The following is a 23,501-nucleotide window of genomic DNA, read 5'->3' as shown; positions in this document are numbered from 1 at the left end:
AATGTCTTATTAATAAATAAACTTAAATAATAAACCATGAAAAAAACTCATCTACTCTCTTTACTACTAATATTGTTTATCAATATTTTCAATGCACAAACAACAACTTTCATTTCTGAAAAAACAAACCAGCCACTACCAAAAGTTTCTGTCTTTGGAAAAGACGGAAGCATTGTTGCTTATTCTGACATTGACGGAAAAATAGAGCGAGAGAAATTGACGCCATCTCAGGAAAAATTTCAACTGGTGTATGATAATTTGTTATTAGGAACATTTTCTTTTACTGAATTAGATCAAGATGTGGTTAAATTAAACGACAGAGTAAAAGATATTGAGGCTGTTGTTATCAAAAACAATAAACCCGCAAAATATGTTTTAATTAAAGGAAATTTCAATGCTTACGTTACCCTAAACAATAAGTTAAATTGCTACGTTGATGGAATTGTTACTTATGTTTTTGATAACAAAACCAAAAAAGTGAAAAGCACAAATATTGAGCAATACAGAATTTTCAGACTAGAAAATGCAAAAAATGAGAAAAAAGAAATGGGATCTTGGGACTATAACGCATTTCTTGATCTTCCGGCTCTGAAAAATGTTGGTAACATAGCTGAATATAAAAATAAAAAAGCAACGATAAAAGAATTGAAAGGAAATACCAAAGATGAGATAGAAATCACAGGAAGTGCACTTCAAGAAAAAGAGCTGGCACTTTTTGGTTACAGACTTTACGATATTAAAGGAATTATGAATCATTCTTATGATAAAGGTTCACAAAAAACACTGAGAGATTTTCTTGAGTCAAATGAGATTTCTTTCATTAAACTTAAACACAAAAGTGAACCAAATTACAATCAGGTGATCGTCTATAAAAACTTCCATCCTACAGAATTAGATTTCAGTGATAATAATGATGTTGAAAAATTAAAATTCAATAAAAACATCAGTCAGTATAAAACAAACTATTGGGAAGATGCCTCTTTTCCAAATATGCAAACCATCTTCAGTTCTTTTTTCAAAGAAGATTTAAAGGAAAAAGAAAACAAAAAATAAAAAATCAGTATTCATAAAGGTTTTACTAAATTTGCCATAAACCATAATTAAAATGAAAAAGTTTTCTTTGTTACTCATGTTCAGCCTGTTACTTTTTACCTCATGTAAAAAAGACAGCGTAGATGCAACTACAACCCAGACTTTACAGTCGAGTATCAACGATATGGCATCGAGTCTTACCACAATTAAGCAGATAAAGTTCAACGAAGCGCTTTATATTCTAAAAACTTTCGGTGTAGAAGCTGAAGGCGATGTGAATGAACTGAAAGCTTTAGGTCAATTGATTAACGGAAAAAAAGTTCCTGAAATTTTGTCAATGGCAGATGATGTTGCTCAAAAAAATGGTATTGAGTGGGCAAGCACTGCCCCACCTTCATTAGGAGAAATGAATATCTTCGGTGACGAAACCGCAAAAGAAAGCGATCCGAATGATGTAAAAGCAAACTCTTTAAATCTCGCAACTACGTTGACCGGAGATGCAGGAAACGGACCGACAGCAATGCAAATTGTTCCTAGGTTGGTAGACAACGCAGGAAGACCCATCGTTTTCACCGGAGCAGCTTTAGAAACGATTTTGGAGGTTTTCAGCAATGGTGTGAAACTTTCGACTGCAAAAAACCTGATGCTTGATAATAATTTCAGAGGATTTAATCTTAAATTTTCATCTTTATTGGCATCTAAAATAGTCGACAATAAAATCGACATCACTGTTTCTGTAAAAACAACAGCAAAGACTTTCAAAATGTCAAAAATCGGATTAGATGTAAATCCTAATGCATTGAAAGTTCCTGAAGTTCCGAAAACAGATTCAACAATGGTGGTACAAGACCCGAATGCAGTAATTGATCCGGCGAATCCAACAAGAACAACTGGTACTGTCACAGATCCAAACGCTACTACACCGACTCAACCGAAACAGCCAACAGCTGATCCGAAAAGTACAGTAAGCAAATTTTTAAATAATGTAAGCTCACAAAATCTAAAAGCGGCATTCGATTCATCAAGCAACCCAAGCTGGGGAAGCTATGAGTCTTTCTCAAACCCTACTTCAGGTTTTGGAGCTGTGAAAAATGTGAGTGTGAAAAATATTACAACAAATGCTTCAAATCCTAACGCTGCAAGTGTAAACGCAACGTATGATGTGACTGATAAAAATGGAAGAACAACTTCTCTAAAAGCGACTTTTGGACTGAAAAGCGTGAACGGAGAATGGAAAATTTCAAGTTATAAAATCAATCCATAAAAAATGGCATCACAAGAACTGATACAAAAATTGGAAAACACGATTGAAAATATTGCAGACTTTCCAATTCCCGGAATTCAGTTCAAAGATATTTCGCCTATTTTTTTGGATCCAAAACTTTACCAAGAAGTTATTGAAGATTTGGTAAAATTCAGCAAAGGAAAAGTAGATGCAGTTTGCGGAATTGAAAGCCGAGGCTATCTTTTTGGGATTGCGATTGCAGTAGCTTTGGATGTTCCTTTTATTTTAATCAGAAAAAGGGGCAAGCTTCCACCACCGATCATTTCAGAAAAATATGATCTGGAATATGGAAGTGCAGAAATTGAAACCCGTGAAGGTCAAATCAAAAAAGGTCAGAGAATTTTAATTCATGATGATCTTTTAGCAACCGGAGGAACAACAGAAGCTGCAGCAAAACTGGTTGAAAAGCAAGGAGCAAAAGTAGTTCAGTTCAGTTTTTTGATTGGCTTAAAAGATTTGAAAGGTGATGAAAAGCTCAGGAAATTTGATGCAGAAATTTATCACACTTTAGAATATTAAAGATTTAAAATCATTAATTCTTTTATTTAAATCATAGAAAAATTAATGGAAAAATAAAGAAATTACAATTCATTTAATAATACCTGCAAAGTATTTTGTAAATCACTCAGAAACAATTAAATTTGCAGTTCAATTTTTTAAGAATTTATGGCAAAATTGGGAAAAAATGCTCCAAATGAGCAAGAAGGTAAAGAAACAGTAGAATTTTTTAAAGACCTTGACAGAGAGGCTTTAAACACAGAAAGATTCTTAGAAAAATATCAAAAACCATTAAGTGCTGCTTTTATTGGTTTAGTTGTAGGAGTTTTAGCTTATTTTGGGTACCAGCAATTTGTGGTAGCTCCAAAGAATGCTGAAGCGGTAAAAACGTATTTAGCTGCACAGAAAAATCTTACAGAAGGTAAAGATAAAGAAGCTTTAGGTGGAAAATCTGCTGCTAACCCTGGTTATTTAGGAACGTACAACGAATATTCTTCAACTAAAATCGGTAAACTTTCTGCTTACAATGCAGGTTTATTAAAATTTAAAGAAGGTAAGTTCCAAGAGGCTTTTGATCTTTTAGATAAATTTTCTTCTGACAACAAAACATTGATGGCGATGAAGTATGGCGCAATGGCAGATGCAAAATCTGGTCTTAACAAAAATGACGAAGCGTTATCTTTATTAGACAAAGCTGCTTCAGCTTCAGATGATCCTTATACTTCTTACTTCTTTACAAGAAAAGCAGGTATCGTTGCTTTAGGAATGAAGAAAAATGCAGAAGCTAAAAAATATTTCGCAGCAATTGACGAAAAATATCAAGACTACGACAACGGAATGTCTGATTCTTATATTGAAATGACTAAATATTACTAAACACATGGCAACAGTTAATCTTTCAGATTACAAGCCACTACATATAAATAATGCCGAGGATTTTTCTATCGGCATTGTTTTTTCTGAGTGGAATGACTTTGTAACTTATAATCTACGTGATGCGGCTTTAGAAATTCTTGAGAAAGAAGGTGTAAAGTCTGAAAACATCAAATTATTTTCCGTTCCGGGAGCTTTTGAATTGAACTATGCAAGCATGCAGCTTTGCAAAGAGCGAAAATTTGATGCGGTAATCGCCATCGGATGTGTGATCAGAGGTGAAACTCCACATTTTGATTTTGTGTGTGACGCAGTCGCTCAGGGAATTAAGGACTGTAATATCCTGACAGATACTCCAACTATTTTCTGCGTTCTGACAGATGACACCAAAGAACAATCGATCGCAAGAAGTGGCGGTGATTTGGGAAACAAAGGTGTAGAAGCGGCAGTAACAGCTTTAAGCATGATCCAATTTAAAAGAAATCTTTCTGATAAAAAAGGAAACATCGGTTTTGGAAAATAAACCTAAAATCTATTGAAATAAAAAAGGAGCTGATTTTTACAGCTCCTTTTCTTTTATGTGAATTTTGTTTGAATCGATCAAATGAGGAATAAATCTACTCTGATTATTGGTAATCAAATGTACGCTTTCTCTGATCCCGATTCCTGCAGATTCCTGACCAATCACCCAACTTCCGATGACAGGATAATTTCCGTCGAAATTTGGGAGCTCAAATAGCTGCTGATAAATAAAACCTTCTTTTCCGTAGTCGCCATCATTCTCTTCAATCGCAACGTTATCTTTAAATAAACTCACGTTGGCTCCTTCTCTTGAATAGATTGGTTTTTTAACGAAATCTTTCAAATGTTTTGGTTCAAAATAACATTCCAATAAATATGGATGATTCGGGAACATTTCCCAAAGAATCGGCAAAATAGATTTTGAGGAAAGAAGAATTTTCCACGCCGGCTCCATCCATTGAGATCTGAAATTATTACTGATTAACTTTTCGCCAAAACCATCTTGCAGAATCCATTCGTAAGGATATAATTTAAAAATATATTCCATAATCGTTCTGTCTCCTGCAATGAATTCTTCAATATCTTCTGCCCAGCCAATATCTTGGATGGGAATAAATTCGGTTTCGAAACCTGCCTGTGTAGCACAATCCCGCAAATATTCCACATTGGTTACATCTTCAATATTGGTTAATGAAGCAAAATAAATATAATGCGGATTCATGTATTTTTTAAGATACTTCCAATAATCAACTAGTTTTTCATGAATTGAATTGAACTGATCTTTATAAGGAAACATCTCCTGTAGCCAATACCACTGAATGACCGAAGCTTCATATAAAGAGGTCGGCGTGTCTGCATTAAATTCAAGCAGTTTTAAATTTTCACCGTCAAAACCAAAATCAAATCTCCCGTAAATCGATGGATGATCTTCTTCCCAGCTTGTAATAATATAATTTCTAAACCATTCAGGAATATTGAATTTGTCCCAAAGATTTTTTTCAATAATATAATCAACAGCCTGAAGACACATCTGCCACAATTCTGTAGTTGCGTTTTCAATTTTGTTGACTTCATCCATCGAAAACTCATAATAATGACTTTCATCCCAGTAAAGTCCTTCCAGCGAATGATAGCCAAAGCCTAAGTTTTCAAGCTTATGTTCCCAGTTTTTCCGAAATTGTGATTGTATTCTTTTCATAATTACGACGATGCTCTGAAACCACTTCTACCCAATCCTCCTCTTACAACATTTCCTTTGTAAGAACTTCTGCCGATATTCGATTTGGTGCTGATGGCATCACTATAATATCCCGCTCTCTGATAAGCACCGTTGCTGTAAGCACCATAAGGACGGAATGCATGATATAACAGTAAACCAGCCATAAAACCATGTGATCTTGAATATGATGCTGTAGAATCTGATCTCATGTAAACCTTTTTTTCTTTTCCCCACTCTTCTTTCGGTTTTTCCTGAGAACAAGCTGCAAGAATTCCTGTGACAAAAAGCAATTTTATAGAACTTGATTTTTTCATTACTGCACGGTTATATAAAATTCGTAATCTTTTTTCACCTTAGCATTGTGCTCATCACCACTTTCGTCTTCTACAATCTGCAAAGTATCTCCCAAACTCGGAATGGTATCTCTTTTTATAATTTCTTTAAAGAGTTTATTATTTTTCCAGATTTTGTGCTTTGTAACCAAAACATCTGCCGTATCAATATGCTGCACAGAAAGTTCGGTTTCGATGGCTGATTTTTTATCAACGTTTTCCACTGTATCCTCTTTAGATTCACTGTCGTTACAAGCCGTAACAGTGATTAAGCTTAAAAACAAAAGAGCAATTTGAATTTTTCTCACTTTAATTGTAATTTTTGACAAAAATATTATTTAATATTTTAAATTTACACATAAAAATAACAAACAAATGAAATGGACAGACGACAGAAGTGGTAACGTAGATGACAGACGAGGATCCGGCGGTGGTGGAGGCGCTATTGTAGGTGGAGGTTTAGGCACAATCATCATTGCTGCAATCGTATTTTTTCTTGGCGGAGATCCCTCAGCAATTCTTTCTTCAGGCGGAAGTTCATCTCCTCAAACTGAACAGCGGGAACTGAGTCAGGGTGACCTGCAAGTGGGAGAATTCGTTAAAATGATTACTGCTGAAAACGAAGAAACCTGGACTAAAATTTTTGCCGAAAACGGTATGCAATACAAACCGGCCAGAGTGGTCTTGTTTAGAGAAGGTACAAATTCCGGTTGTGGACAAGCACAGTCCGCAATGGGACCATTTTATTGCCCAACCGATCAATCTGTTTATATGGATATGAGTTTCTTCCAAGAACTTCAGGAAAAATTCGGAGCAAAAGTCACAGAGTTTACAATTGCCTACGTAATGGCTCACGAAATGGGACATCATGTGCAGAATCTTTTAGGTACTTTATCGAAAACCGACCAACTGAGAAGAAGCGGTAGATATTCTGAAACCCAGCTTAATCAGGTTTCTGTAGCAACAGAGCTTCAGGCAGATTTCTATGCCGGGCTTTGGGCAAGATATTCTAACGAGAGAGAAAAATTTCTTGAACCAGGTGATTTAGAATCTGCGGTTGAGGCAGCAGAAGCTGTAGGTGATGATAATATTCAGAAAAGATCACAAGGCTATGTGAATCAGGAAAGCTTTACTCACGGTTCATCAGCACAACGTAAAGAATGGTTTATGAAGGGTTACAACTCCGGAGATATCAAACAAGGAGATACCTTTAATCAACTTTTAAGATAACAAAAATGTCTGAAGAAAATTTCTTCAGACATTTTGTTTTATTTCAGCTCAATCGGATTGCTGTTTCTTTTTGCTTCTTCTTTAGCTCTTTCTTCCATTCGCTTTCTCATATCTGCAGGATTTTGGTTTCCTCCTCCACGATTTCCCATTCTTATTCCACCGCCACCTTGGCCCATAAATGACATCGGATCGGTTTTATATTTCTCCTGCTGCTTTATGTAATCGGTTCTCTTAACCTTTATAACATTTCCGAATGCAGTCATTTCAGGAAAATCAGCAATTTTATAGTTTTTCATTAAATCAAATGAATAATCTCCGTCAGCATCTTCTGCTTTTACAACCAAACCTGGAAGTCCGCTGAATTTATATGGTCCATCTTGGTAAGGCAAATCTGTTGTAAACCAAGCCGTCCATTTTCTTCCGCCAAACTCAGTTTCTGCTTTCTGTACTTTATATTCACCAATTTTAGTGGTTTCAGATAAAATTTTCCAATTCACAGGTCGATCTTCTTCGTATGAATATTGATCTCTTCCCAAACGATCTTTATATAAGGTTTTCTGATTTTTTTTATCTTTTTCAATAGAATAATTCATATTCGTTCTCAAACCTTCCATTTGTTCTCTGTTAAAACCTCTCGCACCACCACTTTGAAAATTGGCTTTCATCACAGAATCTCTTTTAATTCTGTTTTCAGAATAAAACATCGACTTTTCTGCGGATATATCTAAATATGCATTTTCTGTTTTAATATCAGCTTTATTATTGATATCCGGCTTTGAAGTTACCTGATAAACAAATCTGTTGGTCTGTGCGAAAGTAGCCTGTGCAAGCAAGACTACAGCAAGAATGCCTAATTTTTTCATTATTTTCCTGATTTATAGTTTTGATTTTAAATATGCATCAAAGTTAAACCATCGATGATAAAAATCGATAAAATAAAAACGACGATTTTTATTTACTAATTAAAGTTCGTATTTTTGCAAGATTAAATCATTCTAAATAAATACAATGATAAAAGTTTCAGATCATGCTAAGGAAAAAGCCATTCAACTGATGACAGAAGATGGTTTTAATCCGGCAGAAGATTATATAAGAGTTGGAGTAAAGAGTGGAGGTTGTTCTGGTTTGGAATATGTTTTGGGGTTTGACAACAAAAAAACAGATACCGATCAGATTTTCGAAGACAATAACATCAAAATTGTGGTAGAAAAAAAATCTATTCTTTACTTAGCAGGTACTATCCTCGAATACTCAGGTGGATTGAATGGAAAAGGATTTGTTTTTAACAATCCTAATGCAGCCAGAACGTGTGGTTGTGGTGAGAGTTTTAGCTTATAATTAGACATTGGAAGTACTGATTTAGAATACTCTAAATCTTAAATCTAATTTCTAAAATCTATTAAAATGAGTAAATATACTGAAGACGACTTAAGAGTCGATTTAGAAAACAAAAAATACGAATTCGGCTGGGAAACGATACTCGATTACGAAGATTTCCCAACTGGTTTAAACGAAGACATCGTCCGTGCTATTTCTGCTAAAAAAGAAGAACCGGAATGGATGACAGAATGGCGTTTGGAATCTTTCAAAATCTGGCTGAAAATGACGGAGCCTGAATGGGCAAACATCAAGTATGAAAAACCGGATTTTCAGGCGATAAAATATTACGCTGCACCGAAAGCTAAACCAGAATTGGCAAGCTTAGATGAAGTGGATCCTGAATTATTGGCAACTTTTGCTAAATTAGGAATCAACATCGAAGAACAGAAAAGACTTTCAAATGTTGCTGTAGATATCGTGATAGATTCTGTATCAGTAAAAACAACTTTTCAAGACACTTTAGCAGAAAAAGGAATTATTTTCTGTTCAATTTCCGAAGCGATTAAAAATCATCCGGATTTGGTGAGAAAATACCTTGGAAAAGTAGTTCCTAGAGGAGATAACTTCTATGCAGCATTAAATTCCGCAGTATTTTCTGACGGCAGTTTCTGCTATATTCCAAAAGGGGTAAGATGTCCGATGGAATTATCCACTTATTTCCGTATTAATCAGTCAGGTACAGGTCAGTTTGAAAGAACACTTGTGATTGCTGATGAAGGAAGTTATGTTTCTTACCTTGAAGGTTGCACAGCTCCATCAAGAGATGAAAATCAGCTTCACGCAGCAGTTGTTGAATTGATTGCCTTAGACAATGCTGAAATTAAATATTCAACTGTTCAGAATTGGTATCCAGGAAATGAAGAAGGTAAAGGTGGTGTTTTCAATTTTGTAACCAAAAGAGGGCTTTGCGAAACCAAAGCCAAAATCTCATGGACTCAGGTTGAAACAGGTTCTGCCGTAACATGGAAATATCCTTCTTGTATCTTAAAAGGTGACGGTTCTATCGGTGAGTTCTACTCTATCGCTGTAACCAACAATCATCAGTATGCCGATACAGGTACAAAGATGATTCACATCGGAAAGAATACAAAATCAACGATTATCTCTAAAGGAATTTCTGCAGGAAAATCTCAAAACTCATACAGAGGTTTGGTAAAAGTAATGCCTTCTGCGAAAGGAGCGAGAAACTTCTCACAATGTGACTCACTTTTAATGGGTAACGAATGTGGAGCGCATACTTTCCCATATATTGAAATTAAAGATCCTACTGCACAGCTAGAACACGAAGCTACCACTTCAAAAATCGGTGAAGATCAGATTTTCTACTGTAATCAGAGAGGTATTGATACCGAAAGAGCAATTGCTTTGATCGTGAATGGTTTCAGTAAAGAAGTTTTAAATAAATTACCAATGGAATTTGCTATTGAAGCTCAGAAATTACTAGAGATTTCATTAGAAGGTTCTGTGGGGTAATTTGATTTTATCGCAAAGTAAAACAAAGATTTTTTAAAGCGATTCGCTTATTTTAAGATAAACTAAGCCGCTAACGCTTAGGAAAGAAATACAATCAAAATTAATTTTCAACTTGTATCTTTGCGAAAAACAAACAAATGACAGAAAATGAGATTTCAAAGATTGTATTTGAAAGCGGATTAAAAATTCACAGACAAATTGGAGTTGGATTATTTGAGAGCGTTTATGAAGAATGCTTACATTATGAAATTCAAAAATCTGGTTTGAAAGTAGAAAGACAAAAGTTTTTAGATATTAATTATGATAAATTACTAATACCAAAAGCTTTTAAAATGGACTTACTTATTGAAAATAAAGTAGTCTTGGAAATAAAATCCGTAGAAAGCCTAAATAGCTTTCACGCTTCTCAATTGAAAAATTATTTGAGATTGGGAAATTATAGACTGGGAATGTTATTGAATTTCAATTCTCAGTTATTTAAAGATGGTGTGAAAAGAATTGCAAATGGTCTTAGCTAATTGTATTTCGAAAATAAGTGAAACGCCTTTGTATAACTTAAAAAATATTCGCAATTAAATTAACTTGTTTAACCTTGCGATAAATTATAACAACAGAATGTTAAATATTAAAAACTTACATGCCAGAATTGAAGATGGCGCACAAATATTAAAAGGTATCAATCTTGAAATCAAGCCTGGCGAAGTTCATGCGATCATGGGACCCAACGGAGCGGGAAAATCTACTCTTTCATCTGTTATTGCAGGAAAAGAAGATTACGAAGTGACTGAAGGAGAAATCCTTTTTCAAGGTGAAAACATTATTGAAGATGCTCCTGAAGAGAGAGCGCACAAAGGAATTTTCCTTTCGTTTCAGTATCCGGTAGAAATTCCGGGAGTTTCTGTGACCAATTTCATTAAAGCTGCTTTAAACGAAAACAGAAAAGCAAACGGATTTGAAGATATGCCTGCGAAAGAAATGCTGGCAATGATTCGTGAGAAATCTGAAAAATTAGGAATTAAAAAAGATTTCCTTTCAAGATCATTGAACGAAGGTTTTTCGGGAGGTGAAAAGAAAAGAAATGAAATTTTCCAGATGATGATGTTGAATCCTAAATTGGCAATTCTTGACGAAACCGATTCTGGATTGGATATTGACGCTTTGCGAATCGTTGCAGATGGTGTAAACCAGTTTAAAAACGAAGGAAATGCAGTTCTTTTGATTACGCATTATCAGAGATTGCTGAATTATATTGAGCCTGATTATGTTCACGTTTTAGCGAACGGAAAAATCATTAAAACAGGTGATAAATCTTTAGCTTTAGAATTGGAAAGCAAAGGTTACGATTGGTTGCTTAACTAATAAAATATTTTTGGTTAAGTTTTTTATCAATCCTTAGTCGAAAAGGCAGTGAAAAACTGCGATATTGATACAAATTAAATTTATAATAAAGGTGTGATGGCCGAAATATCAGTAATGGCTTTATACGATCAAACAATAGAAAATCACAGTGAATTTTTGGAGAGTCTACGTCATAGATTTTTAGATGACGACAGAAAAACGGCGCTTCAGAAATTTGCAATCAAAGGTTTTCCTACCAAGAAAGACGAAGAATACAAGTATACCAACATCAAAGAAATCACGGAAAAAGATTATAATTTTTTCCCGAAAGAAAGTCACAACATCACCAAAGAACAGCTTGATGAGTTGCATTTGGGAGAAGAAAATTTTGACTGGATTGTTTTTGTAAACGGTCAGCTTCGAAAAGAGCTTTCAAACATTTCTATCGAAAATGCAGAATTTTTATCTTTCAATTATGCTTTGAATGATGAGAATCATAAAGAGGTTTTCGATAAATATTTTAATACGATTGCCGCAAAAGATTTAGCTTTTACGAACTTAAATCAAGCATATTGCAAATACGGATTTTTTCTGAAAGTTCCGAAAAATGTGATTATCGAAAAACCGATTCACATTTTTTATCTTTCTCAAAATCAGGAAGAAAACACTTTTTACAATACGAGAAATTTACTGATTGTAGAAGAAGGAGCAAAAGTTGAAATCATCGAAAGTCACCATAATTTTGACGAAAGTTTTGTGTTTACCAATTCAGTAACTGAAATTTTCACGTATCAGAACGCAAAAGCAGACTGGCACAAAATTCAGAATGACAGCGATACTTCTTATTTGGTGGATCATACTTTCGCAAAACAGGAAAGAGACAGCTTAACAACGGTTAATACGTTTACATTCGGAGGAAAGATCATCAGAAACAATCTTGATTTTATTCATAACGGAGAAAATATCAACTCTTTCATGAACGGAATCACGATTATCGGGAAAGATCAGTTGGTAGATCACCACACGGCGGTTCATCACAATACTCCAAACTGTCAGAGTTATCAGAATTACAAAGGTATTTACAAAGATAAATCTCATGGAGTTTTCAACGGGAAGGTTTTTGTAAATAAGATTGCTCAGAAAACCAATGCTTATCAACAAAACAACAACGTTTTATTAAGCGAAGGAGCTACGATTGACACCAAGCCTCAGTTGGAGATTTTCGCAGACGATGTGAAGTGTTCTCACGGTTGTACAGTTGGTCAGTTGAACAAAGATGCTTTATTCTATTTGAGAGCAAGAGGAATTTCTAAAAAAGAAGCTCAGGCTTTATTGCTTTACGCTTTCGCCAATGACGCAATGCAGAATATCGACATTGAGCCATTAAAAGTAAAAATCGAGCAACTTTTAGCCGAAAAACTTGAAGTTACTATGGAATTTTAAATTTCCTTTTAAGACATATACAAAAAGCACTTCGATTGAAGTGCTTTTGTTTTTATAATGTCTAATTAAAATCTATTTTTTCATCCACCACTGACTGTCTTTTCTGTCAGAACGCTTCACGCCATTATCAATATTATAGGCAAAACCAATTCCTAAAGTCTGCTTCAACTGAGTTTTCTGAATCTGATTGTGATCGTACATCAAGTCTAATGTAACAATTGAAGAAACAAACCTGTTGATTTTCATATTTAGAAGCATATTATACGACAATACCATGTGATCAGGATTTTCAAGATAATTTGAGAATACAGATCCAGTATTTGTCATTTCAATATTCTCCATCAATTTCACTTTGTAAATCGCTGAAGCCAGGGAACCCATCTGCATCAGGAAAAAATCACCATCAGATTTTAAACCATAACTTCCTGCAAACTGTAATTCTTTATCTAAAACAAACGTAAATCTTCCGTTGGCAGGTCTGAAAGTTACCGTTAAATTGTCATTGGGTCTATAAGTAACCCCAATACCGGCATTCACGTATCCGGGAGCCATAAAGTTGGAAATTTTCTTTGCTTCAGGATTATTTCCATCCTCAAAACCACCTGAGAATTGCGAAAGCAAACTTGCACCTGTAGAAACATACCAGCTCTTTGAAAACTGTCGTCCATAGTTAGTAGAAATGTTCAGAACATCCTGCGTTTTTCTTGTACCTACACCCTTAGTTGTGTTTTGTCCATAATTAAGGATAATAATATTTTCCCAGAGATGACGCCCATTTTCATAAACAAGGTTATAATTTGCGCTCGCAAGCCATCCAACGTTATTAGCTCCACCGCCAACCCAATTAGAGAATGCTGCCTGGTTAAACATGACGCTGTTTTTTGCAAGCACAGACCAGTGTCTCGGTTTTTTTATCGTATCAACCGCCGCAGAATCGCTGATGACCACCTGCGCAAAAGAATGTACGCTCAGATACATAAAAAGTAAAACGAAAATCTTTTTCATAAATCTCAATTTTTCCAAATGCAAAAATAGGAATATAATGTGAAACACCAAGTTTACACGTTTTCAGAGGTTTATAAACAAAACATCTTTACGTCATCATTTTGAAACATTATAATCCTAAATCCTTACTTTTTGTCTCATATATTTTTAAAAAATTAAAATCATCGACAAATTTTCCGAAATTTATACTTGGCTTTTGATTTGACACCTAATCAACATGATTAAAAATATAATTCACAAAAAAGCAATCTTTGCACCCTTACTTATGCTGTCTGCAATGTGGCTGGGATACTTTTTACAGGCACAGGGCTTTTTTGCAAGTTGCTTTGGAGCGATTATTCCTTTGTTGCCAGAAGGTTTGCTTGGGATTATCACCTCGCCTTTACTCCACGGCAGTATTGATCATATAGTCAGCAACTCTATTCCTATCGCAGTTTTAATGTGCCTTCTATATCAGTTTTATCCTTTGGTCGCCAATAAAGTTTTTATCATTGGCTGGCTTGCGACAGGACTTTTACTTTGGGCGCTTCCACCAATTGATATTATAACTGGTCAATACACTTACACCTGTACCATCGGAGCGAGCGGAGTTGTTTATGTACTTGCATTTTTTCTTTTTTTCAGTGGTGTTTTTAAATGGAATATGACATTACTAACGATTTCTCTCCTTGTTGTTTTATACTATGGAAGTTTGATTTGGGGGATGTTTCCGGAAGAGCTTTTTTACAATATGCAGGAGCCAAGTAAAATATCCTGGCAGGCTCACTTATCAGGCGCCTTGGTCGGGAGTATTTTAGCTTTTGTATTTAAAAATATCGGCGATAAAAAGAAAAGATTTATCTGGGAATTTCCTAATTATTACAGCGAAAAAGATGACAAACTTTGGCAGGAATACAAAGAAAACCATCCCGATGACTTTTTAGAATTACCTTACAAAAAAAATGAAGATCTTTGGGATCATTTAGAAGAAATAAGAAAAAAATAATTCTCAAATTTTATTACATTTGAATAAAATAACACACAAATGTATTCTGAAGAACATCTCTACTCTATTGCTCTCCGTGAGTGTAATTTTATAGGTGACATCAATTTTTTCAAACTTGTTCGAAGTTTCGGAAGCGCAAAAAAAGTTTGGGAATCAACTAAAAAAGAACTCAGCAAAACCGACGGAATCGGTACAAAAACAGTTTCTGACATTGGAAATCCTGAGCATTTAAAATTTGCAGAAAAAGAGCTTTTGTTTTGCGAAAAAAATTCCATAAAAATCAATTTAAGACATCAAGATGAGCTTCCTTTTTTGCTCAAAGAATGCGATGATGCACCTGCAATTCTCTACCAGAAAGGAAATTTTGATATCAATTTAAAACCCATAAGCTTAGTCGGGACAAGAAATATTTCAGCTTACGGTAAAAAATTCATTGAAGATTTTTTTGAAGAGGTTAAATCACATCAATTTATCTCCATTAGCGGCTTGGCTTTAGGTGTAGACAAAGAAGTACATGAGCAATCTTTAAAACATCAAATTCCTACGATTGGAGTTTTGGCGCATGGTTTTCACACTTTATATCCTTCAAAAAATAAAAAACTTTCAGAAAAAATCATTGAAGAAAACGGTGGATTGCTTTCAGAATTTAATTCATCAAGAAAGCCGGATCGGGAAAATTTTATTCAAAGAAACAGAATTGTTGCCGGAATTTCTCCATCTACGATTGTGGTAGAAACAGCTTTCGGAGGTGGCTCCATCAGCACTGCAACATTTGCCAACACCTACAATAGGGATGTTTTTGCTTTACCCGGAAAGATTACTGACAAATACAGCCAAGGCTGTAACCATCTTATTTTTCAGAATAAAGCGACAGCCATTTCTACGATCAAAGACTTACTCGATTTGATTGGTTTTAATGACCCGAAAGAGAAAATTGAAGAACTTTTTCCACGCAGTGAGATTTCAGTTCAATTATCTGAAAGTCAAGAATTAATATATCAAAATATTGCAGCAAATCCACACGTTTCTCTGGATGATTTAGCAGAAAAAATTTCAGTGGCTTCACACAAAATACTGCCAGTGATATTAGAATTGGAGCTTTTGGGAAAAGTAAAATCATTTTCCGGGAGACAATTTTTAGCAATATAAGAATTAACGATTTCTTAATATTTCATTATTTCACATATAACATTTAATTTTTAACAAACTTTAGTTTAAAATTATCAATTTAATAATATTCCATCTCATTATTATTGAATTATCAGCAAATATTAAATAAGCTATTGTGAATCTTGAAAAAAAAATTAAATTTGTTGACATAATATTCAACCCTATCTAATATGGAACAATATAATATTGACCAGAAAATCCAGGAATTTATCTCCAAAATTGAGGCGAAAAATCCCAACGAACCGGAATTCTTACAGGCAGTTAAAGAAGTTGCTGTAACTGTAATTCCGTTTATCCTAACCAGAAAAGAATATACCGGCATGAAGCTTCTTGAGAGAATGGCTGAAGCTGAAAGAATTATTATTTTCAGAGTTCCATGGGTTGATGATAAAGGTGAAATTCAGGTAAACAGAGGTTTCAGAATTCAGATGAACTCTGCCATCGGGCCTTACAAAGGAGGAATTCGTTTCCATCCTACAGTAAACCTTTCTGTACTTAAATTCTTAGCTTTTGAGCAGGTATTTAAAAACTCATTGACTACGCTTCCAATGGGAGGTGGAAAAGGAGGTTCAGATTTTGACCCACAAGGAAAAACTGACATGGAAGTGATGCGTTTCTGCCAGGCTTTCATGACAGAATTATGTAAGCACATTGGTCCTGAAACTGACGTTCCTGCGGGAGACATCGGTGTTGGAGCAAGAGAAATCGGATATTTATTCGGTCAGTACAAAAAGATCAGAAACGAATTTACAGGAGTTCTTACAGGAAAAGGTCTTGCTTACGGAGGTTCATTAATCCGTCCTGAAGCTACAGGTTACGGTGTTGTTTACTTCGCTGAGCAGATGCTGAAGACTATCGGACAAACCTTTAAAGATAAAACAGTAACGGTTTCAGGTTTCGGAAACGTAGCTTGGGGTGTTATCAAAAAAATATCAGAACTTGGTGGTAAAGTAGTTACCCTTTCTGGTCCGGACGGTTATGTTTATGATAAAGACGGTATCGACGGAGAAAAAATTGATTATTTATTAGAATTGAGATCTTCAGGAAACAACAGAGCTGAAGATTATGCTAAAAAATATCCTTCTGCAGTATTCCACGCCGGAAAACGTCCTTGGGAAGTGAAGTGTGATGTAGCCATCCCTTCTGCAACTCAAAACGAATTGCACTTAGAAGATGCAAGAATGTTGGTAGAAAACGGCTGCCTTTGTGTAACCGAAGCTGCGAATATGCCTTCTACATTAGACGCAATCAATTATTTCCTTGAAAACAAAGTATTGTTCTCTCCTGGGAAAGCTTCTAACGCAGGTGGTGTTGCCACTTCAGGTCTTGAAATGACTCAAAACTCAATCAGATTGAACTGGACGTCAGAAGAAGTTGATGCAAGACTGAAAGAGATCATGATCGGAATCCACAAAGCTTGTAGAGACTACGGTAAAGAGGAAGATGGCTATGTGAACTACGTAAAAGGTGCCAACATCGCCGGATTCGTAAAAGTAGCAGAAGCAATGCTTGCTCAAGGAGTAGTATAAAATATAAAGGTCGGGAGGTTTTCCCGACCTTTTTTCTTACAACCTGTCCCGGGACTATAAATGGGAAAAAAGTAATAGTGAAAGTGAAAGCATTGAATGTCCAGTTCAATGCTTTTTTTTATTTTTATCTGATGAAAAACACATTTAAAAATTTTGAAGAATATTTTCTTCTTTTTCCTGAAGAAACCCAGCAAAAACTTGAACAATTGCGGGAGTTCATTCACTCTTTAATTCCTGATTTGGAGGAATATATTGGTTATCAGATGCCGGCTTTTAAGCATAATGAGAAGCCCTTAATCTATTTTGCTGCTTATAAAAATCACATCGGATTTTATCCGCTTCCCGATGCCATTAAACATTTTGAAAATGATTTTGAGAAAAGAAAATATAAATTTTCAAAAGGTGCGGTTCAGTTTCCGATGAAAGAAGACTTGCCTTTAGATCTGATTGAAAAAATGGTGCAATTCAGAGTGATGGAGATTGATCAGAAAAAATCCTGAAACATTACATTTCAGGATTCCATTTTTACTTATATAAAAAACTACTTCTAATAGCAAATCAATTGGGGATTGACTTAATTATGAAACGAAGTTGTTTAGATAAAATTATTATTCTCACTTGTTTTAACTAAAATTTATAAGACTTTAGAAATTTTTAAGATTGTGTTCAATCCTCTATTTGAGATCACCTTGGAATCAGTAATGTATATTGGAATGCAGATTGACGGAAATTAAACTCTGGTCATTAATCCTTACGGCAAGTTCTAAACACAAATGCGTCTCGTTTATTCAATTTATCAATCTCTGAATTTAGTAAACGATCAATTTTATAAAATAGTAAATTTTTATTGTAGGGATAGTTAACATTCTTTTCTCCAAAGCCTTCTTTTTGAAAATCTTCTTCGTAAAAGTTAATCGTAATGGGCTTATCTTGCTCAACTATCAATATATATTGTTTGAAGGTTCTATGAAATGCAAATATATTATCTCGTTGCATTGTTCTAAATTTTTTAACCCTTTCATTTTTTAGATTAGAAAATGAATCTACATATAAATCTATAATATCATTTGATTTTAGTTTTTTGGGATAATATACAGCCTTTCCTGCAATTTTTTGTATGTAGGATGTATTATTAACTTTAAATAAAATATATTTTTCTTCTAATTCTGTACAGTCACAAACCTTATTCATTTTTCGGCTTCCAGAATTCCTTTGAATATAGATAATGTAATCTTTCCCTATTTTTGCAACATCTTCTTCTTTTTCCAACACAAATGAATTTTCAGAGATTTCACTAGCTTGAATCTTAAAATTAGGCATCTGCGTCTTTATTTTACAGCTTAGGAGTGGGATACAAATTGTGCACAGAATCAGTAATGATTTCATTAGAAATTTATATGATAACTATTGAAATATTATTTTATTATTCACTTATTCAAATTATTCATCATCCTTTCAACAAACTCAAACGCAGCCGGGCAAATGACCGTATTTTTTATCATTAAATCATTAATCTGATAGATTTTTTTTCGGTCTGTATGAGGATATTCTCTGCACGCTTTCGGACGAACTTCGTAGATTGAGCAGGTATTATCTTCATTTAAAAAATAGCAAGGTAGGTTTTGTAAAACTTTGTCATTATCTTCATCAACACGCAAAAATTTTGATTCAAAATCTGCTTGTTTCATGCGAAGATGCTTTGAAATCCGCTCGATATCTTTCTCCGTATAAAGTGGTCCGGTCGTTTTACAGCAATTGGCACATTGAAGACAATCTATTTTTTCAAAAACTTCTTCATGTGTTTCCTGAACAATGTAATCAAGATTTTTAGGAGGCTTTTTTTTCAAACCTTCTAAGAATTTTTTATGCTCTTTCTGCTTTTCTAAAGCCTGTTTTTTGTATAATTCTAAATTCATTATGATTTTTCCGCCTCAAAAGCCGGAAGTTCTACTTTTTGATATTCATTTATTTTATCGAGATCCAGAACCGTTGAATCTTTTTCTTCGTCAGGATAATACATTGGCGAAAATTTAGCTCCATAAATGATTTCCCTCGACACATAGGATGATCTCTGAACAACTGTATTTGAAAACACTTCATCAAATGCTCGTACATGTACGATGATCTCAATATTTGTATTTTTAAAATCTTCAGCAGTAAATCCGGCAAATGGAGAATTTTCGTCTATTTTATGTACTATCGTCCAGTTCAGAGACAAAGTATTGATCTTACTCAATTGAGTTTCGAGTCGGTAGAAATTACTTTTCGTCGTTCCATTTTCATTAATCTCAATGGCTGTCGAAAGGGTAACATCAGCATCTGTCAAAGCATTATTTTTGTAAGGTGCCAACCTGAACATCAACGCTGTAACATCCTGAAACGGAGCAATCACTGCAATATCTGAAAATCTGAGATAAGCTCTCGGTCTTGAAAATCTTCCGTAAAACAAACCCGTTGCAATGGCAAAGGTAAGCAATCCTAAAAATGCCTCAAAAGTTGCAACCAAGCTTGCCAAAAATCCAATCGGAGCAATTCTGCCGTAACCAACCGTAGTAAAAGTTTGTGAACTGAAGAAAAACACATCAATAAATTCATCCAAAGGATTACTCTTATCTATCCCTGTAAGATGCTCTACACCAATCAAATAATAAATACATGCAAAAACCAGATTGATCAGAATATACATCATCACCAAATAAGTAATGAACCGAAATGACGATAAATTCAGCATCGTATGATACCAACTCAGCCTGTTGAAGACGTTGACTCCTCTTCTTCTTACATTCGGAAGCCCGTCTTTATTGATAAATCTTCCCGAAGCCCGACTTCCAAAGCCACTGTTTTCAGCGTTTTCCTGTTTGATTCTTTTTCTGAAACCTTTTGCCATATTTAGTAAATCATTTGTGTGGTTTAATTTTTAACTTTAAAAAAGATAAAATAATTTACAAAGATAAAATATTGTTTTCATGAATCTTATCAAGCGTACGATCTTCTTTTTGATTTAGAATTAAACTAAATTTGATGTAAATTTTTAGTTCCAATTAAATACATCTGAAATGAAAAATTTAGAATCGAGAGAAGATATAGAGTTGCTTGTGAATTCATTTTATGATAAAGTGGTAAAGGATGAAACGATCGGTTTCTTCTTTAAAGACATTATAAAAGTTGATTTTCAAAAACATTTACCGAAAATGTATTCTTTTTGGGAGACGATTTTATTCGGACAAATGAGCTACAAAGGAAATCCGATGGCGGTACATTTCCCGATCAATCAATTGGAGGCGATGGAAAAGCATCATTTTGCACAATGGTTAAAACTTTGGAAACAAACTATTGAAGAAAATTTCACAGGTATGAATGCTGATATGGCGATTACAAAGTCAGAAAACATTGCCAATCTGATGGCTTACAAAATGGAAATGGCGAGAAAACTTTAAGCAATTCGGAATTTTGGGTTAAAAATTAAGGTACGATTACCGTAAAGATATAGGCTGCTAAATTCACTAAAAGAACTGTCCCGTACAAGACATTCGTTTTTCCTCGACTTAAAGATAACATCACGATAAATACAGATAAGGTAAGAAGAATAATATCTTTCTTATCAAGCCCCAAAACCAAAGGGATATCATACATAATACTCACCGCAGAGATAGCCGGAATACTTAATCCGATACTTGCTAAAGCTGATCCTAAAGCTAAATTTAAACTCGACTGTATCTGATTATTTCTCGCTGCGCGGATGGCCGCAAGACCTTCCGGAAGCAATACAACTCCCGCAATAATAACTCCTACCAAAGACTTAGGCGCTCCCATACTCTGTACCACATCTTCGATTGTTTTTGAAAGACCTTTTGCCAATAAGACGACAATCACAAGGCAAATTACCAAAAATACAAAGCTGATAATAGTCTGCATTCTATTCGGAATAAAATACTCTTCTGCATTACCATCAGCGGGCACAAAATAACTTCTGTGTCTTACCGTCTGAACCATCAGAAAAACTCCGTAAATCACAAGACAGGCAATCGATACAAAAACCAATTGTGCATTATTATAATAAGGTCCGTTGACGCTTGAAGTAAAATTCGGGAGAACTAAGGTAATTACAAGAATTGAAACAATACTCACAAGATAAGTCGTCGCTGAAGTACGGGCAAAATACTGCTCAAAATACTTAACACCACCTACCAAAATACAAATACCGATAATACCATTCAGAATAATCATTACTGCCGCAAAAACCGTATCCCGAGCTAAAGTAATTGCTTGATCACCACCCGCAACCATCAGCGATACAATCAACGCAACTTCTATAATCGTGATACAAAGTGCCAGAATAATTGTACCATAAGGTTCTCCTACTTTATGTGCTACAACTTCAGCATGATGTACAGCAGAAAGCACACTTCCGGTTAACAAAATACCCGCAACAATGTCTGAAATTGTGCCAGTTCCCATCAATCCGGTAAAGTAATAGATTACCGCTAAGACAGGAAAAATATACGTGTAGTGTAAGAATTCTTTTAGCTTCATAAGTGTCTCTAAAATACAAAAAATCTATGAAAACTCAATTATTAAAAGAAAATATTAATAATATTTTAATGACACCAAAGCGCAAAATCCTGAAAATCGGTCAACATATGAAACAGCAATCCGATGCCAATTATTCTTAAATTTCCTTTAAAAAACAACAGCAAAAAATACACCGCAATAGCATAATAAGAATGTAAAAAATGAAACCCAACGCTCATTCTGTTCGGATCAAAAATAGGATCTGCAAATAAATGATCGAGATCAACCAGCATTGTCGCCAAAAGAATGAAATACGTTTTTTTCCATTGATTACGATAAAAAACAAGCGCAATAACTGCAGGAAAAGCCAAATGCAGAAAATAATGCGTACATGTTTTTAATAAAGCAATTTCTGGAGGACACATTTTGTTTTATCTTAGAATTAATGGATATTTTTCTTTTTTAAATTTAATTTTCACTGTGTAATCAAGATTTTTATTTCCGTAAAAAAGATATTCAACGTCTTTAAAAATTGGATTACTTAAATTTTTAAATGAAGAAAAAAGCAAGGGACTGTTTTTGATGAAAATGTAGTTTTGATTTTTGGTTTCACTTAATTTCCCAGCTTTTTGCGTAGATTTTATAGAAAGCTGATTTTTGCTTTTGCTAATCAAATTGGGCTGAAATGGAATTGCTATAAACTGATTTTGTGCATTAATCCACTTTTTTTGTTGGAAATAATTCCAGGTTTTATCAGGATTTGAAGTTTGAAGCAAAATTTCATAATTGGGCTGAACGATTTTCTGATAACTGATTTTTTCAATTTCATTAAAGTTATCATCGTAACCATAACTGATTATTTTATCGTTAACTTCCGAAAGATTCGCACTCATTTTCAAATGACTAACCGATGCAGAATCTGTAATATTTTCTTTAAAGATCGAACTTATTTTTTTAATATTTTCTGAGTTTAATTCTACATTCAAAAACTGTGTTTCCTTATTTAAATCTGAAATCAATGATTCGAAATCGGCAGAATTCTGTTCATTTTTTATTTCAATTTCATCGTCTTTTAAATAAATTGAAAAGTTCTGGGTTCGCAATTCTGAAATAAAAGAAACACTTCCCAGACCATCATTCATAAAAGAATCTGCATTCAAAACTTTATTTCTGAAATTTTGAGAAAATGGTTTTCCTATGTTTTTAAAATTTAAATCAGATGTTCCGACGATACATTTTCCACCTTCAATTTTTATAAAAAGCTGGTTATTTTTAAATAAATCTTTTCCATCAGAGATGAATTTTCGTTCCTTTAAAAATGTCGAAAACTTTGCTTTATTGTTGATTTCAAAAATAGTATACCACTCAGAAATTTTAGTGTTTTTTAAATGAAAAATCTGAAGAAAGTCCGGAATTTTCAAACCCGAATCTGAAATGGAAATTTTCATATCATTTTTTTCACCCTCTTCAAACCATTTTGAAGGATGCATCAAAAAGCTGGAAATATATTGTCTTGTCGCTTTTTTAACATCGACCATAACCACAACATCTGCATTTTTGGGAATATATTTTAAGCTTTTATCTTTATGGAAAAACATAAAATAAACTCCAACTGAAAGCAGAATTGTGATTATAAGAGCAATATATTTTTTCTTCATAAATTCTAAGTTTTGGC

27 protein-coding genes are annotated in these 23,501 nt (G+C 34.2%); 16 read left to right on the top strand and 11 right to left on the bottom strand.

Annotated features, from left to right (window positions below):
• Positions 1–36 precede the first annotated feature (36 nt).
• The 5 genes from LNP04_RS11980 (at position 37) to ribH (ending at position 4,211) form a co-directional block, all read left to right on the top strand.
• Positions 37–1,053, top strand: a complete 1,017-nt coding sequence (locus LNP04_RS11980; RefSeq protein ID WP_229983195.1) for a hypothetical protein — start codon at positions 37–39, stop codon at positions 1,051–1,053.
• 52 nt (positions 1,054–1,105) lie between these two features.
• On the top strand, positions 1,106–2,296 hold the full coding sequence (locus tag LNP04_RS11975; RefSeq protein WP_229983194.1) for a hypothetical protein: 1,191 nt from the start codon (positions 1,106–1,108) through the stop codon (positions 2,294–2,296).
• Positions 2,297–2,299: 3 nt separating this feature from the next.
• Positions 2,300–2,836, top strand: coding sequence for an adenine phosphoribosyltransferase (locus tag LNP04_RS11970; protein ID WP_229983193.1), 537 nt, complete (start codon positions 2,300–2,302; stop codon positions 2,834–2,836).
• A gap of 147 nt (positions 2,837–2,983) precedes the next feature.
• Positions 2,984–3,691, top strand: coding sequence for a tetratricopeptide repeat protein (locus tag LNP04_RS11965; protein ID WP_129535354.1), 708 nt, complete (start codon positions 2,984–2,986; stop codon positions 3,689–3,691).
• A gap of 4 nt (positions 3,692–3,695) precedes the next feature.
• On the top strand, positions 3,696–4,211 hold the full coding sequence (ribH, locus tag LNP04_RS11960) for a 6,7-dimethyl-8-ribityllumazine synthase (protein WP_229983192.1): 516 nt from the start codon (positions 3,696–3,698) through the stop codon (positions 4,209–4,211).
• A gap of 36 nt (positions 4,212–4,247) precedes the next feature.
• Here ribH and LNP04_RS11955 read toward each other — a convergent pair whose 3' ends face one another.
• From LNP04_RS11955 to LNP04_RS11945, 3 genes are read right to left on the bottom strand one after another with little or no spacing between them, the layout of a single operon-like run.
• Entirely contained in the window at positions 4,248–5,408 is a 1,161-nt protein-coding gene (locus LNP04_RS11955; RefSeq protein WP_229983191.1) for a glutathionylspermidine synthase family protein, read from the bottom strand.
• Between the two features lie 2 nt (positions 5,409–5,410).
• The gene (locus LNP04_RS11950) at positions 5,411–5,743 is read right to left on the bottom strand and encodes a hypothetical protein (protein ID WP_229983190.1); all 333 of its coding nucleotides are present in this window, start codon (positions 5,741–5,743) and stop codon (positions 5,411–5,413) included.
• Entirely contained in the window at positions 5,743–6,090 is a 348-nt protein-coding gene (locus LNP04_RS11945) for a hypothetical protein (protein WP_229983189.1), read from the bottom strand. The genes LNP04_RS11950 and LNP04_RS11945 overlap by 1 nt, the downstream gene beginning before the upstream one ends.
• A 46-nt stretch (positions 6,091–6,136) precedes the next feature.
• Between LNP04_RS11945 and LNP04_RS11940 the strand changes: the two genes are divergently transcribed.
• The gene (locus tag LNP04_RS11940; RefSeq protein ID WP_229983188.1) at positions 6,137–6,991 is read left to right on the top strand and encodes a neutral zinc metallopeptidase; all 855 of its coding nucleotides are present in this window, start codon (positions 6,137–6,139) and stop codon (positions 6,989–6,991) included.
• Positions 6,992–7,029: 38 nt separating this feature from the next.
• On the opposite strand, the gene LNP04_RS11935 is transcribed toward LNP04_RS11940, so the two are convergent.
• Positions 7,030–7,854, bottom strand: a complete 825-nt coding sequence (locus LNP04_RS11935) for a GLPGLI family protein (RefSeq protein WP_229983187.1) — start codon at positions 7,852–7,854, stop codon at positions 7,030–7,032.
• A 145-nt stretch (positions 7,855–7,999) separates the two neighbouring features.
• Here LNP04_RS11935 and LNP04_RS11930 point away from each other — a divergent pair, with 145 nt between their 5' ends.
• The 5 genes from LNP04_RS11930 (at position 8,000) to sufD (ending at position 12,625) form a co-directional block, all read left to right on the top strand.
• Positions 8,000–8,329 (top strand): iron-sulfur cluster assembly accessory protein, encoded by a 330-nt coding sequence (locus LNP04_RS11930; protein ID WP_162087737.1) that lies wholly within the window; start codon positions 8,000–8,002, stop codon positions 8,327–8,329.
• A 66-nt stretch (positions 8,330–8,395) separates the two neighbouring features.
• Entirely contained in the window at positions 8,396–9,844 is a 1,449-nt protein-coding gene (gene sufB, locus LNP04_RS11925; RefSeq protein WP_229983186.1) for a Fe-S cluster assembly protein SufB, read from the top strand.
• Between the two features lie 137 nt (positions 9,845–9,981).
• A complete protein-coding gene (locus LNP04_RS11920) occupies positions 9,982–10,362 on the top strand; it encodes a GxxExxY protein (protein ID WP_229983185.1) in 381 nt (126 codons plus the stop codon).
• 97 nt (positions 10,363–10,459) lie between these two features.
• A complete protein-coding gene (gene sufC, locus LNP04_RS11915; protein ID WP_047443242.1) occupies positions 10,460–11,203 on the top strand; it encodes a Fe-S cluster assembly ATPase SufC in 744 nt (247 codons plus the stop codon).
• A gap of 114 nt (positions 11,204–11,317) precedes the next feature.
• The gene (sufD, locus tag LNP04_RS11910) at positions 11,318–12,625 is read left to right on the top strand and encodes a Fe-S cluster assembly protein SufD (protein WP_229986300.1); all 1,308 of its coding nucleotides are present in this window, start codon (positions 11,318–11,320) and stop codon (positions 12,623–12,625) included.
• A 72-nt stretch (positions 12,626–12,697) separates the two neighbouring features.
• Here sufD and LNP04_RS11905 read toward each other — a convergent pair whose 3' ends face one another.
• Positions 12,698–13,630 carry a DUF3078 domain-containing protein gene (locus LNP04_RS11905; protein WP_229983184.1) on the bottom strand — a complete coding sequence of 311 codons (933 nt, stop codon included), beginning with the start codon at positions 13,628–13,630 and terminating at the stop codon, positions 12,698–12,700.
• Positions 13,631–13,847: 217 nt separating this feature from the next.
• Between LNP04_RS11905 and LNP04_RS11900 the strand changes: the two genes are divergently transcribed.
• From LNP04_RS11900 to LNP04_RS11885, 4 genes are all read left to right on the top strand, one after another.
• Complete coding sequence (locus LNP04_RS11900; RefSeq protein ID WP_229983183.1) at positions 13,848–14,615, top strand: rhomboid family intramembrane serine protease; 768 nt, start codon at positions 13,848–13,850, stop codon at positions 14,613–14,615.
• Positions 14,616–14,654: 39 nt separating this feature from the next.
• A complete protein-coding gene (gene dprA, locus LNP04_RS11895) occupies positions 14,655–15,764 on the top strand; it encodes a DNA-processing protein DprA (protein WP_229983182.1) in 1,110 nt (369 codons plus the stop codon).
• 191 nt (positions 15,765–15,955) lie between these two features.
• Complete coding sequence (gene gdhA / locus LNP04_RS11890; protein ID WP_129535367.1) at positions 15,956–17,314, top strand: NADP-specific glutamate dehydrogenase; 1,359 nt, start codon at positions 15,956–15,958, stop codon at positions 17,312–17,314.
• 131 nt (positions 17,315–17,445) lie between these two features.
• On the top strand, positions 17,446–17,814 hold the full coding sequence (locus LNP04_RS11885; RefSeq protein ID WP_229983181.1) for an iron chaperone: 369 nt from the start codon (positions 17,446–17,448) through the stop codon (positions 17,812–17,814).
• A 244-nt stretch (positions 17,815–18,058) separates the two neighbouring features.
• Here the strand turns inward: LNP04_RS11885 and LNP04_RS11880 are convergent, their stop codons facing one another.
• From LNP04_RS11880 to LNP04_RS11870, 3 genes are all read right to left on the bottom strand, one after another.
• On the bottom strand, positions 18,059–18,634 hold the full coding sequence (locus LNP04_RS11880) for a hypothetical protein (protein WP_229983180.1): 576 nt from the start codon (positions 18,632–18,634) through the stop codon (positions 18,059–18,061).
• A gap of 107 nt (positions 18,635–18,741) precedes the next feature.
• Positions 18,742–19,230: a YkgJ family cysteine cluster protein gene (locus LNP04_RS11875; RefSeq protein ID WP_229983179.1), complete on the bottom strand. Its 489-nt coding sequence runs from the start codon at positions 19,228–19,230 to the stop codon at positions 18,742–18,744.
• Positions 19,230–20,201: an ion channel gene (locus tag LNP04_RS11870; RefSeq protein WP_229983178.1), complete on the bottom strand. Its 972-nt coding sequence runs from the start codon at positions 20,199–20,201 to the stop codon at positions 19,230–19,232. Before LNP04_RS11870 ends, LNP04_RS11875 begins: the two co-directional genes overlap by 1 nt.
• 169 nt (positions 20,202–20,370) lie before the next feature.
• Here LNP04_RS11870 and LNP04_RS11865 point away from each other — a divergent pair, with 169 nt between their 5' ends.
• On the top strand, positions 20,371–20,751 hold the full coding sequence (locus tag LNP04_RS11865) for a group III truncated hemoglobin (RefSeq protein ID WP_229983177.1): 381 nt from the start codon (positions 20,371–20,373) through the stop codon (positions 20,749–20,751).
• A 25-nt stretch (positions 20,752–20,776) separates the two neighbouring features.
• On the opposite strand, the gene LNP04_RS11860 is transcribed toward LNP04_RS11865, so the two are convergent.
• The 3 genes from LNP04_RS11860 to LNP04_RS11850 all read right to left on the bottom strand — a co-directional run bounded on the left by LNP04_RS11860 (position 20,777) and on the right by LNP04_RS11850 (position 23,484).
• The gene (locus tag LNP04_RS11860; RefSeq protein WP_229983176.1) at positions 20,777–21,847 is read right to left on the bottom strand and encodes a calcium:proton antiporter; all 1,071 of its coding nucleotides are present in this window, start codon (positions 21,845–21,847) and stop codon (positions 20,777–20,779) included.
• Positions 21,848–21,912: 65 nt separating this feature from the next.
• On the bottom strand, positions 21,913–22,251 hold the full coding sequence (locus LNP04_RS11855) for a DUF6122 family protein (RefSeq protein ID WP_229983175.1): 339 nt from the start codon (positions 22,249–22,251) through the stop codon (positions 21,913–21,915).
• Positions 22,252–22,257: 6 nt separating this feature from the next.
• Positions 22,258–23,484, bottom strand: coding sequence for a hypothetical protein (locus LNP04_RS11850; protein ID WP_229983174.1), 1,227 nt, complete (start codon positions 23,482–23,484; stop codon positions 22,258–22,260).
• Positions 23,485–23,501 lie beyond the last annotated feature (17 nt).

The sequence above is a fragment of the Chryseobacterium sp. C-71 genome (assembly GCF_020911865.1).
Taxonomy (GTDB): domain Bacteria; phylum Bacteroidota; class Bacteroidia; order Flavobacteriales; family Weeksellaceae; genus Chryseobacterium.
This window is presented reverse-complemented; position numbering and strand designations above follow the sequence as displayed.